11 protein-coding genes and 1 pseudogene are annotated in these 16,492 nt (G+C 71.4%); 9 read left to right on the top strand and 3 right to left on the bottom strand.

Translation table 11 applies throughout. The features are described 5' to 3' along the window. Window positions 1-117: 117 nt before the first annotated feature. Together ACN9MM_RS02685 and ACN9MM_RS02680 are read left to right on the top strand one after the other, a co-directional pair. On the top strand, window positions 118-3,852 hold the full coding sequence (locus ACN9MM_RS02685) for a S8 family peptidase (RefSeq protein ID WP_426362105.1): 3,735 nt from the start codon (window positions 118-120) through the stop codon (window positions 3,850-3,852). A 137-nt stretch (window positions 3,853-3,989) separates the two neighbouring features. Continuing rightward, window positions 3,990-4,988 (top strand): helix-turn-helix domain-containing protein, encoded by a 999-nt coding sequence (locus ACN9MM_RS02680; protein WP_426362104.1) that lies wholly within the window; start codon window positions 3,990-3,992, stop codon window positions 4,986-4,988. Window positions 4,989-5,025: 37 nt separating this feature from the next. Here the strand turns inward: ACN9MM_RS02680 and ACN9MM_RS02675 are convergent, their stop codons facing one another. Further along, complete coding sequence (locus ACN9MM_RS02675; RefSeq protein WP_426362103.1) at window positions 5,026-5,277, bottom strand: hypothetical protein; 252 nt, start codon at window positions 5,275-5,277, stop codon at window positions 5,026-5,028. A 400-nt stretch (window positions 5,278-5,677) separates the two neighbouring features. Between ACN9MM_RS02675 and ACN9MM_RS02670 the strand changes: the two genes are divergently transcribed. After that, window positions 5,678-7,507, top strand: coding sequence for a protein kinase domain-containing protein (locus ACN9MM_RS02670; protein WP_426362102.1), 1,830 nt, complete (start codon window positions 5,678-5,680; stop codon window positions 7,505-7,507). 876 nt (window positions 7,508-8,383) lie between these two features. Here the strand turns inward: ACN9MM_RS02670 and ACN9MM_RS02665 are convergent. Next, window positions 8,384-9,183: pseudogene (locus ACN9MM_RS02665) on the bottom strand (TIGR01458 family HAD-type hydrolase). A gap of 376 nt (window positions 9,184-9,559) precedes the next feature. Between ACN9MM_RS02665 and ACN9MM_RS02660 the strand changes: the two are divergent. Next, window positions 9,560-10,243: an alpha/beta fold hydrolase gene (locus tag ACN9MM_RS02660; protein ID WP_426362101.1), complete on the top strand. Its 684-nt coding sequence runs from the start codon at window positions 9,560-9,562 to the stop codon at window positions 10,241-10,243. A 157-nt stretch (window positions 10,244-10,400) separates the two neighbouring features. On the opposite strand, the gene ACN9MM_RS02655 is transcribed toward ACN9MM_RS02660, so the two are convergent. Next, complete coding sequence (locus ACN9MM_RS02655) at window positions 10,401-10,835, bottom strand: hypothetical protein (RefSeq protein WP_426368956.1); 435 nt, start codon at window positions 10,833-10,835, stop codon at window positions 10,401-10,403. A gap of 572 nt (window positions 10,836-11,407) precedes the next feature. Here ACN9MM_RS02655 and ACN9MM_RS02650 point away from each other — a divergent pair. From ACN9MM_RS02650 to ACN9MM_RS02630, 5 genes are all read left to right on the top strand, one after another. Next, window positions 11,408-11,896, top strand: coding sequence for a hypothetical protein (locus ACN9MM_RS02650; RefSeq protein WP_426362100.1), 489 nt, complete (start codon window positions 11,408-11,410; stop codon window positions 11,894-11,896). 298 nt (window positions 11,897-12,194) lie between these two features. Continuing rightward, the gene (locus ACN9MM_RS02645; RefSeq protein ID WP_426368645.1) at window positions 12,195-12,950 is read left to right on the top strand and encodes a (5-formylfuran-3-yl)methyl phosphate synthase; all 756 of its coding nucleotides are present in this window, start codon (window positions 12,195-12,197) and stop codon (window positions 12,948-12,950) included. An 8-nt stretch (window positions 12,951-12,958) separates the two neighbouring features. Then, window positions 12,959-14,368: an aldehyde dehydrogenase family protein gene (locus ACN9MM_RS02640; protein ID WP_426362099.1), complete on the top strand. Its 1,410-nt coding sequence runs from the start codon at window positions 12,959-12,961 to the stop codon at window positions 14,366-14,368. A gap of 2 nt (window positions 14,369-14,370) precedes the next feature. Beyond that, window positions 14,371-15,477, top strand: a complete 1,107-nt coding sequence (locus tag ACN9MM_RS02635; RefSeq protein WP_426368644.1) for an NAD(P)-dependent alcohol dehydrogenase — start codon at window positions 14,371-14,373, stop codon at window positions 15,475-15,477. Further along, window positions 15,474-16,433, top strand: coding sequence for a class I SAM-dependent methyltransferase (locus tag ACN9MM_RS02630; protein WP_426362098.1), 960 nt, complete (start codon window positions 15,474-15,476; stop codon window positions 16,431-16,433). Before ACN9MM_RS02635 ends, ACN9MM_RS02630 begins: the two co-directional genes overlap by 4 nt. Window positions 16,434-16,492 lie beyond the last annotated feature (59 nt).

Here is a 16,492-nt window from a genome sequence, read left to right as displayed (position 1 = left end):
GGCCGTGGCCCTTACGCCCGGAATCGCGGAGTTGTCGGCTGGCAAGCATCTGCCATGGCGAGGACTTGCCGCGGTGAAGCCTTCACGGCGGCAGTCGCCGGTCGATAGACCCGTGCCATGTACTTCCCCTCTGATGCTTCCGCCTTCCGGCGCGGGCGCCGCAGGCTGCTCTCGGCAGCCGCCGCGGTGCCCCTGCTGGCGTCGGGTCTGGCAGTTCTGCAGGCACCCGCACAAGCCGCGCCGGTCAAGCCCACCGTTTCCGCCAAGTCCTCCGCGACCCACAAGGTCACCCTCGTCACTGGCGACGTCGTCACGGTCACCACGTCGGCCGACGGCAAGCAGTCCGCCGACGTCGACCGGCCGGACAGTGCCGTCGGCGGCGTCAAATTGCAGCAGGTCCAGGGCGACTTGTTCGTCATCCCGGACGAGGCGGCGTCGCTGCTCGCGACGGACAGGCTGGACCGGCGCCTGTTCAACGTCACCGACCTGATCGAGATGGGTTACGACGACGCCAAGTCGGCCTCAGTACCCCTGATCGCCACGTACGGCAGGTCGACGTCCCGCGCGGCCGCCGAGCCGAAGGCTCCCCGGGGCAGCAGGCTGACCCGGGAACTCCAAGCCATCCACGGCGCGGTGCTCAGCACGGACAAGCGTCAGGCCCGCACCTTCTGGACCTCCCTCGCGCCCCAGGGCAGCCCCGCGTTGGGCGAGGGCGTCGCCAAGCTGTGGCTGGACGGCCGGGTCAAGGCCAGTCTGAAGGAGAGCGTGCCGCTGATCGGCGCGCCCGAGGCCTGGGCGGCCGGCTACACCGGCAAGGGTGTCAAGGTCGCGGTGCTCGACACGGGCATCGACGTCGGACACCCCGACTTCGCCGGCCTGATCGACGGCACGGCGAGCTTCGTACCGGGCGAGGGCGTCACCGACGTCAATGGACACGGTACGCACGTGGCCGGGACGATCGTCGGTTCGGGCGCCGCTTCCGGAGGGGACAGCAAGGGCGTCGCCCCCGGCGCGGACCTGTACGTCGGCAAGGTGCTCGGCGGGGTCGAGGGCTCCGGGCAGGACTCCTGGGTCATGGCCGGCATGCAGTGGGCCGCCGAATCCGGTGCGGACGTCGTCAACATGAGCCTCGGCGACTCCTACCCCACGGACGGCAGCGACCCGATGTCGCAGACGGTCGACGCGCTCTCCGCCCACTACGGGACGCTGTTCGTCATAGCCGCCGGCAACGCGGGCCCGGAAAGCATCTCCGCCCCCGGCGCGGCCGCCGCGGCTTTGACCGTCGCCGCCACGGACAAGCAGGACCGGCTCGCGGGCTTTTCCAGCACGGGCCCGCTCGCCTACTCCGGCAGCATGAAGCCGGACATAGCGGCGCCGGGCGTGGACATCACGGCCCCCCGGTCGCAGGCGATGACCGACGGGGGAGAGGGGCTGTACCGCACCCTCAGCGGCACCTCGATGGCCACCCCCCACGTGGCCGGGGCCGCGGCGATCCTGGCCCAGCAGCACCCGGACTGGACCGGCGCGCAACTCAAGGAACACCTGACCAGCACCGCCAAAGGGCTGGATGGCGGTTACTCGCCGTACGAGGTCGGCAGCGGCCGTCTCGACGTGGCCGCCGCCGTGCGCACCACCGTCCGGGGCACCGGATCGCTCTTCTTCGGCAACTACACCTGGCCGCACGAGCCCGGCGACGTCGCCGTCACGAAGGACCTGACCTTCACGAACACCGGCGCCACCGATGTCACGCTGAACCTGGCGCTGAGCGGCGACGGCGGGCCCTTCACGCTGGGAGCCGCCACGGTGAGGGTCCCGGCGGGCGGCACCGCCGTCGTCCCGGTGACCGGCGACCCGCAGGCGCCCCCGGTGGGCCGCCAGACCGGCTACGTGACCGCCAGCGACGCGGCCACCGGACAGCCGGTGACCCGCACCTCCCTGGCGCTGCTCGAGGAGGAGGAGCGCTACGACCTGAACATCAAGCTGGTCGGCCGGGACGGCAAGCCCGCCGCCGGGACGGTCGCCATCAACCTGGCCGGTGACCTCTGGCCTTGGTCGGTCTACGTCGAGGGCTCGACCACCATGCGCATGGCACCGGGCCAGTACACCGTCACGGCGTACCTCGACGTGCCCGGCGAGCAGGCGGACCGCTCGGGGCTGGCCGTCCTGGTCGACCCGGAGACCGTGCTCAAGGACGGCTCCGCCGATGTGGTGCTCGACGCGAGCAAGGCACGCCTGCTGCAGACCGAGGCGCCCCAGCGCACCGAGGACCGTCAGCGCAAGGTCGACTTCAACGTCCACTACAAGGGCCTCGACCCCTTCATGGACTACCGCAGCGCCTACGTGCTGCCGCCGTCGTACGACGACGTATACGTCGCGCCGACGGAGCCGATGAAGCAGGGCGAGTTCATGCTGGTCACCCGCTGGCGCAAGGGCGAGCCGCCGCTCAGTCTGAGCACGCTGGGCGACCGGCTGCGGTTCGAGACGCTGGTGCAGGCGGGAAGCGACCTGGGCACGGCCACGGACACGCTGGACACCGTCTACGCCGGCAGCGGCACGGTTGCCGAGTACGGGAAGGCCAAGGCCAAGGGCAAAGTCGTCGTCATCGAGCGCAGTGACAAGGTCTCGCCGCAGGAGCGCACCGCGGCCGCGGTCGCGGCCGGTGCGAAGGCGCTGATCGTGGTCAACGACGGCGTGGGCGCCCTGATGGAGTACGTCGGCGAGTCGGCCATCCCGGTCGCCACCGTGCACCGCGACGCGGGCAAGACCCTCATCGCGATGGCCAAGGCCGGCAACCTCAAGCTGACCGCACGGCAGACCGAGTACACGCCCTTCGTCTACGACCTGACCCGGGACTACCCCGGCCAGGTGCCGGACCGGGCCCTGGTCTACAAGCCGACCAAGAAGGACCTCGCCCGGATCGACGCACGCTACTACTCGGCCGCGGGCGACCGGTTGGCGGAGGGCTACCGCTCCGACTTCACCCTCAGCCCGTCGTTCAACTTCCCCGACACCGAGCGGCACCCGGGCACCCGCACCGAGTGGGTGACCCCGGGCCAGGTCTGGCGGGAATTCCACGCGCAGGGCGTCGACGGAACCCTGCCGTGGGTGATGGTGTCGGGCGACAACACGTACGCCAAGGGCAGCGCCACCCGGCTGGACTGGTTCGCGCCGGCGACCCGGCCCGACCAGAGCGAGTCCTTCGGCGTGTACAACTCCCGCTGGCAGAACTACATGACCTGGAACGTGCAGGCGTGGGCCTCCGCCAGCGACACCATGCGGCTCGGCGGTTACCTGCCCTGGGGCGAGACACCGTCCCACCTCCAGGTGTTCCAGGGCGACACGCTGATCGACGACAACCCGATCAGCGGCGACATGCAGTGGGTGGAGGTACCGGCGGGCAATCTGCCCTACCGTGCCGTCCTCGACGTGGAACGGCCCGCTGACGTCTTCCGCCTGTCGACGCGCACCCACACGGAGTGGACGTTCGTGTCCGACACCGTCGAGTCGGACGACTTCGAGCGCTTCACGGTGCTGAACCTCGACTACAAGCTGGAGACGGACCTGCACGGCGACCTGAAGTCCCGTGCGACCCAGCGGATCATGCTCAAGCCGGTGTCAATGGACGGCGGCACCGTGCCGGGCAACATCACCACGGTGAAGCTGGATGTGTCCTACGACGACGGCGCCACCTGGCAGAAGGTGACCCTCGCCAAGGGTGCCGGCGGTTCCTGGACGGGGGCGTTCAGCACGGCGGGGAAGCCCGGCGGCTTCCTCTCGGTCCGGGCGAGCGCCGCGACGGACAGCGGCTACAGCGTGAAGAACGAGATCATCCGGGCGTACGGCCTGCGATGAGCCGCACCGCCGGGCCCCGGGAAGGCGACTTCCCGGGGCTCTCCTCCTCGCACCCCCTCCCAGCAGGGCCTTTTCACGGCCTGCCGCCATGGCGCATACTCGCCCCGCTGCGGCAAGCGGAAGAGAGTCGATCGTCGATGCTGGATGCTCTGGGCCTCGAACCCGATGAGGAGCGCGTCTACAGGGCGCTGGTCGGGCGGCCGACGACCACCACGGTCCTTCTCTCGGACGCGCTCGCCCTGCCCCACGCCCACGTCGACCAGGCCCTGTCGCGCCTGGTCGAGTGGGGACTGGCGACCAGGTCCGCGGACGACCGGTTCACCGCCGCGCCGCCGGCCATGGCACTCGGCGCCCTCATCGGCCGGCGCCGGGACGGACTGCGCACGGCCGAGCAGGCCCTGGTGACCCTCGCTGAGGAACACCGGGCCGCGATGACCGGCCGCGGCATCACCGACCTGATCGAGGTCGTCACGGGCGTCGACGCCATCCGCCACCGGTTCCTCCAGGTGCAGCAGGCGGCCCGGACCGAGGTCCGCTCCTTCATCACCGCACCGTTCGTCGCGCTGCCGCCCGACGAGAACACGGCCGAGCCGATGGCCCTCGGCCGAGGGGTGCTCTTCCGCGCCGTACTGGACCGCGAGGTGCTGGCCGAACCCGGTATCGTCCGCGACGCCGTCGACTCCCTGCGCAACGGCGTGCGACTACGCGTCGCCGACCACGTGCCGATGAAGCTCGTACTGGCCGACGCCGATCTCGGCCTGGTCCCGCTCGCGGTCACACCGGCGGGTGAGCCCGGCGCCGTACTGCTGCACCGCAGTGGCCTCCTGGACGCGCTGGACGCGTTGTTCGAGACGGTGTGGCGCACGGCCCACCCGCTCGAGCTCTCGGACCCGAGAGACGAATCCGAAGCCACCGTCGAGGTCGGTCCGCAAGGCCCGACCGAACTCGACCGCAAGATCCTCGCGCTGCTCCTGGCCGGGCTCACCGATCTGACGGCCGCGGCCCAGCTCGGCCTTTCACCGCGTACGCTGCACCGGCGCCTGCGCCACCTCATGGACATGGCCGGGGTCCGGACCCGGATGCAGCTGGGCGCCCACGCCGTGCGGAACGGCTGGACGGGGTCCCCGCGAGCGTGACCGCGGATGACAGCACAGGGAGCCGAAGACGCCGTTCTCAGGCGAGGACGTTGATGGCACGGGCGACCACCAGGCCGAGAACGAGCAGGGAGACGAGGGACTGGAGGCCCATGGCGATCTTGGCCCAGGGAGCCAGGGGCATCACGTCGGTGGGGCTGAAGACGGTGGCGTTGGTGAGGCCGAGGCAGAGGCAGTAGATGTAGCGGGGCCGCCAGCCGGCGCTTGCCAGTTCGGGGTTGAGCTGCTGGGGGAAGGCGAGTGCGGGCGTGCGGGGGAGTCGATGGGGCACGGGTGGCGGCGCCACCGCCGTCGAGTTCGAAGTACAGCAGGGAGAAGGCCAGAACGGTACAGGCCCGCACGGTGCCACCGGTCGGCAGCAGGCCGGCGGCGGAGCTGGTCTCCCTGCCGCCGCGGAGGATGTCGTCGATCAGCTGGGCGGTGGACCAGACGGCGCTGAGCGCGAGAACGCCCACCAGGGAGACCGACAGGGTGCGCAGAGCGGTCGAGCGCCGGTCGATCCTGCCCGGGTCGCCGGCGACCAGGTCCCGCCTCGTCGGCGTCGGAGTGACCAGGCTCCGGGCGCTGCACCGGCCGAGGTGCACCAGGCGGGGCCGATCATTGGGTACCCTCGCGGTTGACTTCGGGCGTCGGCAGGAGCTGAATCGCCGTTAACAGGGGGATGGTTCCTTATGAGCAGTGCACCTTCGGCCGACTTCTTCCAACCGCTCAGGGCCGACGACCCGGCCGTCGTGGGCGGCTACCGGCTGGTGGCCGTCCTGGGCGCGGGCGGCATGGGCAAGGTGTACCTCTCGTACACGCCGGGCGGCCGGCCCATCGCCATCAAGGTGATCCGGGCCGAGTTCAGCGAGGACCCCGAGTTCCGGCGCCGCTTCCAGCAGGAGGTACGAGCCGCGCAGCGGGTCCAGGGCCTTTACACGGCGCCGGTCATCGACTCGGACACGGAGGCCGCCCAGCCCTGGCTGGCCACGGCCTACGTGCCCGGCCCCTCGCTCGCCCACGCCGTGTCCCTGTACGGCGGACTGCCCACGCGCAGCGTGCTGTTGCTGACCGTCGGTGTCGCTGAGGCCCTCCACGTGATCCACGGCGCGGGCATCATCCACCGCGACCTGAAGCCCGCCAACGTCCTCCTTGCCTCCGACGGCCCGCGCGTCATCGACTTCGGCATCGCCCGGGCGGCCGACAGCACCGCCTTGACCAACACCGGCGTCAGCGTCGGCACCCCGGCCTTCATGGCGCCCGAACAAGCCTCGACCGGTACGGTCACGCCGGCCACCGACGTCTTCGCCCTCGGCCAGATCGCGGCCTTCGCCGCCATCGGGGCCTCCGCATACGGCGACGGGTCCTCGCACGCCGTGCTCTACCGGATCGTCCACGAGGACCCCGACCTCAGCGGGCTGCCCGCGGAACTGCGGCCCGTGGTGACCCGCTGCCTCCGTCGTGAACCGGCCGACCGCCCGTCCCTGAGCGAGATCATCGAGCTGTGCCACGAGGCCGCGGACGAACCGCTGCGCCAGGGCGAGGACTGGCTGCCGCAGGCCGTGGCGGGTTCCATCACCGAGCGGCTCAAACTGCCCGCCCCCGCGCCCACACCGGCGCCGACCGCCCCGGGTACGACTCCGACGCCGACCGAGGCCTCCCCACGGTCGCCGGCTCCGAGCACGCCTCCGACGCCCCCCGCCGCGCCCCCGCACACGCCGACCGGCTTGGCCGCCGCGCCGACGCAGGCCGCTACGTCGCAGCCCGCCCTGGGGACGCCGCCGCCCCCGTACGCGCAGCCCACGTACCCCCAGCCGACGCACCCCCAGCATGCGTACCCGCAGCCCATATACGCGCCGGGCTACAGGACGCCGCCGCCGGCCTTCTTCCACGCCCCGGGATTCGCGCCGCCGCAGCCGCCCCGCCGCAAGCGGACAGGGCTGATCGTCGCCGGATCCATCGCGGCCGCGGTGATCGGGCTCGCGGTGATCGGCTATCTGCTGCCGGATGGCAAGGAAAAGGCCGGCGACTCCAAGGCGTCCAGTAGCGGTGCGACGGGCGGAAGCGCTACGCGGGGCTCGAGCCAGAAGCAAGCAGACCCGAAGCCGGTTTCCTACCGGGGCATCGACGTGCCGCAGAACCACCAGCTGCAGTTGGCCGACAGCCCGCCGCGCCCGGCCGAAGAGCCGACCGGCGCGGGCGTGATGTACGGACACGCGGACCTCTACTACTACCGGGACACCCTTTTCGGGGACGAGAAGGTGGGCTCCGCGAACGGGAAGCTGGTCCTGCTGAAGAACTCGGAGAAGGGCTCGCTCAAGACCTGTCGCGAGGTGACCCGATTCACGGAGAAGATCGGCCTCGACCAGCTCACGGACGGATCGCAGATCTGTGTGCTGAGCAAGGCCGGCCACATCTCGGTGGCGACCTACCGGGGCGAGTCCGGCGACAAGGATTCGACCACGTACATCAAGCTCGACCTCACGATCTGGCGCAATGCCGAGGACGTCCAACAGGACTAGCCCTGCTCCGCGCAAGTCCGTGGGGGGGGCGAGCGGAAGGCGAGTACGGACGGTCGGGCCGGCCTGTCAGACGAACGAGAAGCGCGCCGCGGCTTCGGCAGGGGTGGCCCCTGCCAGGGGACCCGGAACTTCCCAGGCCGGCGGCGTCAGATGTCGGAGTCGAGGAGCGCGGCCGCCCCGATCAGGAGCAGCTCGTCCCCGGCCTTCCCGCCGCGGTAGGCGTCGGCATGGCGTTCCGTCAGGCGATCACGTGCGGCGCCCAGCGCTGAGAGGCCCGGGATTTGCCGTGCGGCGCGCTGGGCCGTGAGCCGGCGGCCCGGTTCACGCCGGGCTTGATTGGACGGGTGCGGTGGGGAGCGTGAACAGGGTCTCCATGTCGTCACCCTCGGGGCCCCAGCGGCCATCGCCCGCATCCACTCGGGGAGCCCGCCTCGTCGCGGGTTCCGGGCGGCATGAACCACGAGGACGCCTGCCCCCGCGCTGTCCAGCCGGAACCGCCGTGTCACGAACGAGGGCTGTGGCGGTGTCGCCCGAGCGGAGGGCGCGATCGGCGGCTGTGACGGAGGAGGCGATCCGCGCCTCGCGGTAGAAGCCGTCGATCATCGCCTCCACTCCGGGCGGATTGAAGGGCTTTCCGAGCGTGCGCATCAGAGAGTCCTCGGTGGGGCGCCGCAGCCCGGTGACGTATAGACGCCGTCCACGTACGCGCCGACGGTGCCGCCGTCGGGAGACTGCGCACCGAGCCGGCGGCGGAGGACGCCAGGGGCGACCGCGGGCCCGCCCGGCCTCGATGACAGATGACGCATGGGGAGCCCGTTCAGCGCGCACCGCATGCCTCGCGCGGGAGCTGGCTTGCGGCACGGCGGCCGGGAGCTGTCAGTGCCGAGGTGTCCCGTCGTCCCCTGCGGTGAGCAGGGCGGGAAGGTCGGCGAAGGAGTCGAGGACGTGGTCGGGCGTTCCCGAGGCGGCGTGGTGCGTCTCGGGAAGGTACTTGCCGGTCATCACCAGTACGCCGGTCATGCCGGACCGTTGGGCGGCCAGTACGTCGGACTCGATGTCGTCGCCGACCATCAGAGCCTCCGACGCGTCGACGTCGAGGTGGGCGAAGGCGTTTTCGAAGAACGCGGGAGCCGGCTTGCCCGTCACCTCCGCCTCGGTGCGGGCGGCCTTCTCGAGGCCTTCGAGAAAGGCACCGGTGTCCAGGCCGAGACCGCCCTCCGTGCGCCAGTACAGATTGCGGTGCATCGACACCAGCCGGGCCCCACGCTGCAGCTGCCGGAAGACGCGATTGAGGGCCTCGTAGCCGAACTCGGTCCCCGTGCCGCCGAGAACGACGACGTCGGCGTCGCCCCCCTCGACGAGTGTGACGCCCGGTAGGTCCTCCCGTACGTCTCCGCTGTTCAGGAGAGGCAGCGTGCGCCGGGGAGGTGCTCGCGCAGATACGCCGCCGTGGCCGCCGGGGCGGTCAGGATGTCTCCGGCAGCGATGGGGAAGCCGAGGCCGGCCAGGCGCGAGGCGATGGCGGCCCGGGTGCGGGACGCGTTGTTGGTGACCTGCGCGACGCGGAGCCCCGCGGCGCGCAGCTGCTCCATGGCCGGGACCGCTCCCGGCAGGGCCTTCCAGGAGACGGGGAGGACGCCGTCGATGTCGACCAGGACCGCTCGGATTCGCTCCATGGAGCCGACGGTAGCTCCTGGAGCTCGGGGTACGCCGCGACCGCGGCACGCGGGTCGCGACAACCACCCTCGTCACCCCGCGTGAGTCGGACATTCTCCGCCTCACACCGCACGCCCTCTGACCACCGCCGTCACAGAGATGACCGCTTAAGGCTCCGTCGTAAGCGCCACCGTCAGGCGGGCCCCGGTGCCACACGCCAGCCTGGCGCGACCCCTATCGGCGTGATGGCGACTCGGCCTCGCCCGGCAGGGCGCGGCCCCGACAGATGATCCGGGGGCCTCGGTACCTCGAACGGGGGCCTTGTGTGTTGTGCCGGGCGTGCGGCTCGTTCGGCTTGGGCGGGATGATGGCTTCCCCATGCGTAAGGAGAGCCGCATGGCGATGTATGTACTCGTCCCCGGTGCCGACGGCCGTGCATGGTACTGGCATCTGGTAGTGCCCGAGCTGCGGGGACGGGGTCACCGGCTGGTGAGCGTGGATCTGCCTCAGGACGACTCCGCGGGCCTCGTCGAGTACACCGAAGCCGTCGTTCGGGCGATCGGCGACCCTTCCGATACGTCCCACGAGATCGTCCTCGTAGCCCAGTCGCCGGCCGGATTCATTGCCCCGCTGGTCTGCGACCGTATCCCCGTTGACCAGCTGATCCTGGTGAATGCCATGGTGCCGGTGCCTGGTGAGACCGCGGGGGAGTGGTGGGCCGATACCGGTCAGGCCGACGCCCGCGCTGCCTTCGCGACGCAGCGGGGCCGGGACCCGGGTGCGGATTTCGACCTGCTGACCGACTTCTTCCACGACGTACCGAGGGAGCTCACCGAAGAGGCGCCGGCACAGGGCGAGGCCGGGCCGTCGGAGGCCTTGTTCACCCAGCCGTGGCCGCTGCGCGCGTGGCCTGACGTACCGACCCGCTTCCTGCAAGGGCGCGACGACCGGTTCTTCCCGCTCGATTTCCAACGCCGCAATGCCGAGGAACGGCTGGGCATCACCGTCGAGGAAATGCCTGGTGGGCGCCTACTCGCGCTGAGCCACCCGGCGGAGCTCGCCGACCTCATCTGCCGCTAGGCGCTGGGCTGGGGAAGGCGCTGCGAGCGTCCGACGCAGCCGGACAACGTCCAGGCGCCCCGGGTTCAAGGCCGCGTACAACGCGCCGTGCCCGCGACGGTGGTCGGCCGGCAGGGGCAGGTCCACGGGCGGCCCTACCGGCCCGCCCGCGCGTCCATCAGCTCGAACGTTCGTCGCTACGCACGGCCGCCGGATCGGCCTGCGGGCGCGTGAGGCTGGGGAGCCGTCCTGGTGCAGCCCGGTGGACAGGGTCGACGAAGTGCAGGGCCTCACGGGCCAGTCCGTCCCAGCCGAGCTCAGAGTCGGGATCCAGGCTGAGCCACTCGCGCATGAGTCGCCCGTGCCCCGGGTCGAAGCGCTCGCCCTGACCCGCGTCCACCAGCTCGTCGACCCGGGCCCGCGGGAGCTTCACCACGAGACGGCCCTGCGCGAGCATCGCGAAAATCTTCCCGCCCACCTTGAGTGCAGCGGCGCCGAACTTCCCCTCCCGTCCGGGCGCGTCGCCAGGGATGGTCACCCCGTCCATCTCCGCGAACTGCGCGATCAGCTGCTCGTACCGTTTCTCGGGGGAGACTGCACGCCGTCGCTGCATCCGCTCCTCGACTCGTGCCGGCCGGTGCGGGGTCTCCTGCCGACCTCCGTCATCTCGGCGACACACAGCCTACTGTTGTGACCAGGTCAGACTGGTGCCGGACACGCAAGGCCGGCATGGTGGATCACCGTCGCTTTCCGACGGAACGACGACACGCCGAGTGCTGTCGGCCCGCAGTCGGCGCGGTGAGCGGACCGGTCCCCATGCTCTGCCCTTGCGGGGCATCAGGTTCAGCGGGCCGAAATCGTCCACGCAAGCCACGCGCCCTTTTCAGGGCTGGATCGTCGAAGTGCTCGTCCAGTACGTCGTTGAACGGGCGCAGCCCTTGCCGGAAGAGGGCCGGGTCGATGTCGGCGGCCGGCATCCCGCGTCTGGCGGCCATCTGCCACAACGTGACGTCTGTGGCGAGCTGGAAGAACCGTTCGATCCGGCCCCGGTTGCCGGGGAACGCGCCTTCCAGGGCGTCGGCGGCCCCGGCCCAGTCGGCCGGAGGGTGCGCAGACCGGCGCGCTGGAGGGTGGCGGCGGTCAGACCGGCGTTCCCGGCGCCGATGACGATCGGGTCGATGTCGGTTGCTCGCCGGCCGCCTCTTGGGCGATCCGGTCGAACTGGGCGCCCATGGCCTCGGCGAGCGCCTTCGCGGCGGAGAACGGGCGGACCATCACCATGAAGTCGTCGATCTTCCCCTCGTCGTCGAAGTGGAGGAAGTCGCAGCCCCGGATCCGCCGGCCTACGCCGCCGAGCCGCCCGGCAAGCCCACGGCGATCCCCGACGAACTCATGGTCAAGGTCCAGTGCGCCGATGTCGCCGACACCGATGCCGTGAAGGCTGCGATCGTCGAGCGCATGGAGTGGGCCGAAGCCAAACTCGCCCGCTACGAACGGCTCCGGGAACGCCTGTTGGCCGGCCGCAACGAGAACGAGTACTTCGCGGAGGCCGAACGGATCGGGCCGTACCTGACCCTGCTGCGCGGCGTGTCCTTCGAGAAGGAGAACATTCGGTGGAGCGAGCGCGCGCTTCACGTACTCGAACGACGCGCGACAGCGCCCCACGACCGGTGACACGCCACACCGCAGAGGTTGCGCGTCCCGCTCAACCCGCCGCAGGCACCGGGAAGCGGTCAGGCATGGGCACCGGAGCACGCAAGTGCGCACAGGCGAAGGTGAGCGACGTTCGGTGGTGAATCGGCAGGCGCTGGTGTGCATCGCGTCATGGGCGTGCTTTCACGCGCCCCCGGGGAGATCCGCGCGCCCTACCGGTGCCCACGGGAGGAGGGAAAGGATGAGCGGACCGCACAGGTACCAGGTGATCCGCACCCCTGTCCTCGGCCAGGTGGACATGCGGCGGAAGGAGCTCATGGTGTTGCTTCTCATCTCCCCGGACGGCGTCGAGGAAGCCCTCGACTGTGCGAAAGCGGCGGAACACCTCGACATCGTCGATGTGAAGAAGCCCGACGAGGGGTCGCTGGGCGCCAACTTCCCCTGGGTCATCCGGGAGATCCGCGACGCGGTGCCGGCGGACAAGCCGGTGTCCGCCACCGTGGGGGACGTGCCGTACAAGCCCGGCACGGTGGCGCAGGCCGCACTCGGCGCGGTGGTCTCCGGCGCCACGTACATCAAGGTCGGCCTGTACGGCTGCACCACTCCCGAGCAGGGCATCGAGGTCATGCGGGCGGTCGTCCGCGCGGTGAAGGACCATCGTCCCGACGCCCTCGTCGTCGCCTCGGGCTACGCCGACGCCCACCGCATCGGCAGCGTCAACCCGCTCGCCCTGCCCGACATCGCCGCCCGCGCCGGTGCCGACGCGGCCATGCTGGACACCGCGATCAAGGACGGAACGCGGCTCTTCGATCACGTCCCGCCCGATGCCTGTGCCGAGTTCGTCCGTCGCGCCCATGCCTCGGGTCTGCTCGCCGCCCTCGCGGGCAGCGTCAAGGAGGCCGATCTCGGTCCACTGACCCGCATCGGCACCGACATCGTGGGCGTGCGGGGAGCGGTCTGCGCGGGCGGTGACCGCAACGCGGGGAGAATCCAACCGCATCTGATCGCCGCCTTCCGGGCGGAGATGGACCGGCAGGCCCGGGAGCACGCCGTCGCCGCCTCGGCCGTGAACTGATCGTCGGGATGCCGACACCAGAAGCCGGTCGCTTCCCTGAGCAGCCTGCCACACGCCTTTCTGTCGTCGACCCGGCCACCGGGCAGGCCTTCGACGAGACCCCTGACCAGCGGCCGGACGAATTGGACGAGGTGATCGCCCGGGCCCAGCGGGCCTGGCACGATTGGCGCGCCGACTCTGCCGCCCGCACCACTGCCCTGCGCGCCGCCGCCGGCGCGGTGGAAACCGCCGGCGACGACCTCGCCCCGCTGCTCACCCGGGAACAGGGCAAACCCCTGGCCGAGTCGCATGCCGAAATCGCCCGTACGGCGGCCCGGCTGCGCTATTTCGCGGACCTGGCTCCCCGGACCCGACGGATCGACGACGGGCGACCCGTGCACAGCGAAGTCCGCTGGCGGCCCCTCGGGCCCGTCGCCGCGATCGTGCCCTGGAACTTCCCGATCCAGCTCGCGGCGGCGAAGTTCGCCCCCGCGCTCGCGGCCGGCAACACGGTGGTCCTCAAACCGTCCCCGCATACCCCGCTCGCCACCCGGCTGCTCGGCTCCGTCCTCGCCACCGTCCTGCCCGAGGACGTCCTCACCGTGGTCACCGGCAGCGAACCCCTCGGTGCCCGGCTGGCCGCTCACCCCGGCATCCGGCACGTCACCTTCACCGGCTCGGTGCCCACCGGCCGGGCCGTCGCGGGAGCCGCGTCGGCCTCGCTCGCCCGGGTCACCCTGGAACTGGGCGGCAACGACGCCGCCGTCCTCCTGGACGACATCGACGTGGAGCGGACCGCGGACCGGCTGTTCTGGGCCGCGTTCCGCAACTGCGGGCAGGTCTGCATGGCCGTCAAACGCGTCTACGCCCCCGCCCGGCTCCACGCCGAGGTCGTCGAAGCCCTCGCCCAGCGCGCGAAGACCGTCACGGTCGGATCCGGGCTCGACCCGGACACCCGGATCGGCCCGGTAAACAACGCTCCCCAGTTGGCCCGGGTCGACCACGTCACGCAGCAGGCGCTGGCGGCCGGTGCCCGGGCCGCGGCCGGAGGTCACCGCCTCGACGGGGCGGGCTACTTCTTCGCTCCCACGATCCTCACCGACGTCCCGCCCGACAGCCCGGTAGTGACCGAGGAACAGTTCGGGCCGGTCCTGCCGGTCCTGCCGTACCGCAACCTCGACGAGGCCGTCGACGCGGCCAACGGCACCCGCTTCGGACTGGGCGGCTCCGTCTGGGGCACCGACCTCGACCGGGCAGAGGCGGTGGCCGACCGGCTCGAATGCGGTACGGCCTGGATCAACCACCACGCCGAACTCTCCCTCGCCCAGCCCTTCGCGGGCGTCAAGGACAGCGGCGTCGGTGTCGCGGGCGGACCGTGGGGCCTCTACGGCAACCTCCGGCCGTTCGTCGTCCACCGCCCGCGGGAGGAGGAAGCGTGACGATGAGGTTCCAGGCCGCCGTACTGCGCTCGTACGCGGACCCGTTCTCGGTCGAGGAAGTGACCCTGAGTACGGACCCAGCTCCCGGCGAGATCCTGGTCGAGATCGCGGGAGCCGGGATGTGCCGAACCGACCTCGCGGTACGGCGATCGGCCGGCCGCAGCCCGCTGCCCGCGGTCCTCGGCCACGAGGGCGCCGGGGTCGTGGTGGCGACGGGCGGCGGCCCCGGCCTCGCGCTCGGCGTCGGCGACCACGTCGTGTTGAGCTTCGACTCCTGCGGACACTGCCGGAACTGCCGGGCCGTGGCCCCCGCCTACTGCGACTCCTTCGCCTCCCTCAACCTCTTCGGCGGGCGCGAGGAGGAACCACCGCGCCTCACCGACGCGGCCGGAAAGGCACTGGCCCCCCGGTGGTTCGGCCAGTCCTCCTTCGCCGCGTACGCGCTCGTCCCGGCCCGCAACGCCGTCCGGGTCGACCCCGCCCTGCCGCTCGAACTGCTCGGGCCGCTCGGCTGCGGCTTCCTCACCGGTGCCGGAGCCGTACTGAACACGTTCGCGGCACGGCCCGGTGACACCCTCGCGGTCCTCGGCGCGGGAGCGGTGGGCCTGGCGGCCGTGATGGCCGCCACCGCCGCCGGCCTGCGGACCGTGGCCGTCGACCGGCATCCCGAGAGGCTGGACCTGGCCGAACGGTTCGGCGCGACCCCGCTGTCCGCCGGATCGCGCGGACTGCCCGAGCGGATCCGCCGACTGACCGACGGCGGAGCCCAGTACGCCCTGGACACCACGGCCTCGGCCCCGCTCATCAACGACGCGCTCCAGGCACTGCGCCCCACCGGCACGCTCGGCCTCGTGGCACGCCTCCACGCCCCGCTGCCGCTCGAACCGGGCACGCTCGACCGAGGTCGCGGCATCCGCCACATCTGCGAAGGCGACGCGGTACCCGGGCTGCTGATCCCTCGACTGACCGGCCTGTGGCAGGCCGGCCGCTTCCCCTTCGACCAGCTGATCCGCACCTACCCGCTTGCCGACATCAACGAGGCCGAACGCGACTGCGAAGCAGGCCGTGTGGTCAAACCCGTCCTGCTGCCGGAAAGAAGAGAGCAATGAGCGAGACCTTCACCGCCGAGGAGTCCCCCCATCCCGCTGACGGAGGAGACCTGGCCGCCACGGCGACTCGCCGGGGCGACGCGGAAGGCGTGGACGGGGGAGTGGGGCTGACCGCGCTCCTCGTGGCCGCGGCCCGGGCGATCGAGACCCACCGTCACGACAGCCTGGCCCAGGACGCCCACGCCGAACACTTCGTACGCGCGGCCCCGGCGAGCGCGGACTGGCCGGTACGCATCGGGCAGGTCCCGGAGGAGGACGACAACCCGCTGTGGGGCAGGTTCGCCCGCTACTTCGGCCTGCGGACCCGGGTCCTCGACGACTTCGTCCTCGGATCGGTCCACGACGGTGCCCGTCAAGTGGTCTTGCTGGGTGCGGGCCTTGACACGCGGGCCTTCCGGCTGGACCTGCCCTCCGACTGCGCGGTGTTCGAGATCGACAGGCCGGGTGTGCTGGCCTTCAAGCAGCAGGTGCTCACGGACCTGTCGGCCGCCCCGAGGGCGAAGCGCGTTCCCGTACCGGTCGACCTGCGCGCGGATTGGGCCACCGCGCTGACCTCCGCCGGTTTCGACCCGGGCGCACCGAGCGTCTGGCTCGCCGAGGGGCTGCTCTTCTACCTGCCGGGCCCCGCCGAGACGTACCTCATCGACACGGTGGACCGGCTGACCACCGGGGGCAGCGCCCTGGCCTTCGAGGCCAAGCTGGAGAAGGACCTGCTGGCGTACCGTGACAGCGCGATCTACACGGCGACGCGGGAACAGATCGGCATCGACCTGCTCGACCTCTTCGACTTGGGACCGCGTCCCGACTCGACGGGTCACCTGACGGCCAAGGGCTGGTCCACGTCGACGCACACGCCCTTCGACTTCACCCGCCGACACGGACGCGGTCCCCTCCCCGAGCAGAACGACGCCCTGGAGGGGAACCGGTGGGTCTTCGCCCACAAGCCTGGGCCGTGACGTCCGCCTGGGCGGACAGTGCCTCGGGACGGTCGGCGCCGCCCCTGGGACACTCGCTA

The organism is Streptomyces sp. E-08 (assembly GCF_049913095.1).
Taxonomy (GTDB): Bacteria; Actinomycetota; Actinomycetes; order Streptomycetales; family Streptomycetaceae; genus Streptomyces.
Note: the sequence above shows the minus strand (reverse complement) of the source record. Positions and strands in the feature narration are given on the sequence as shown.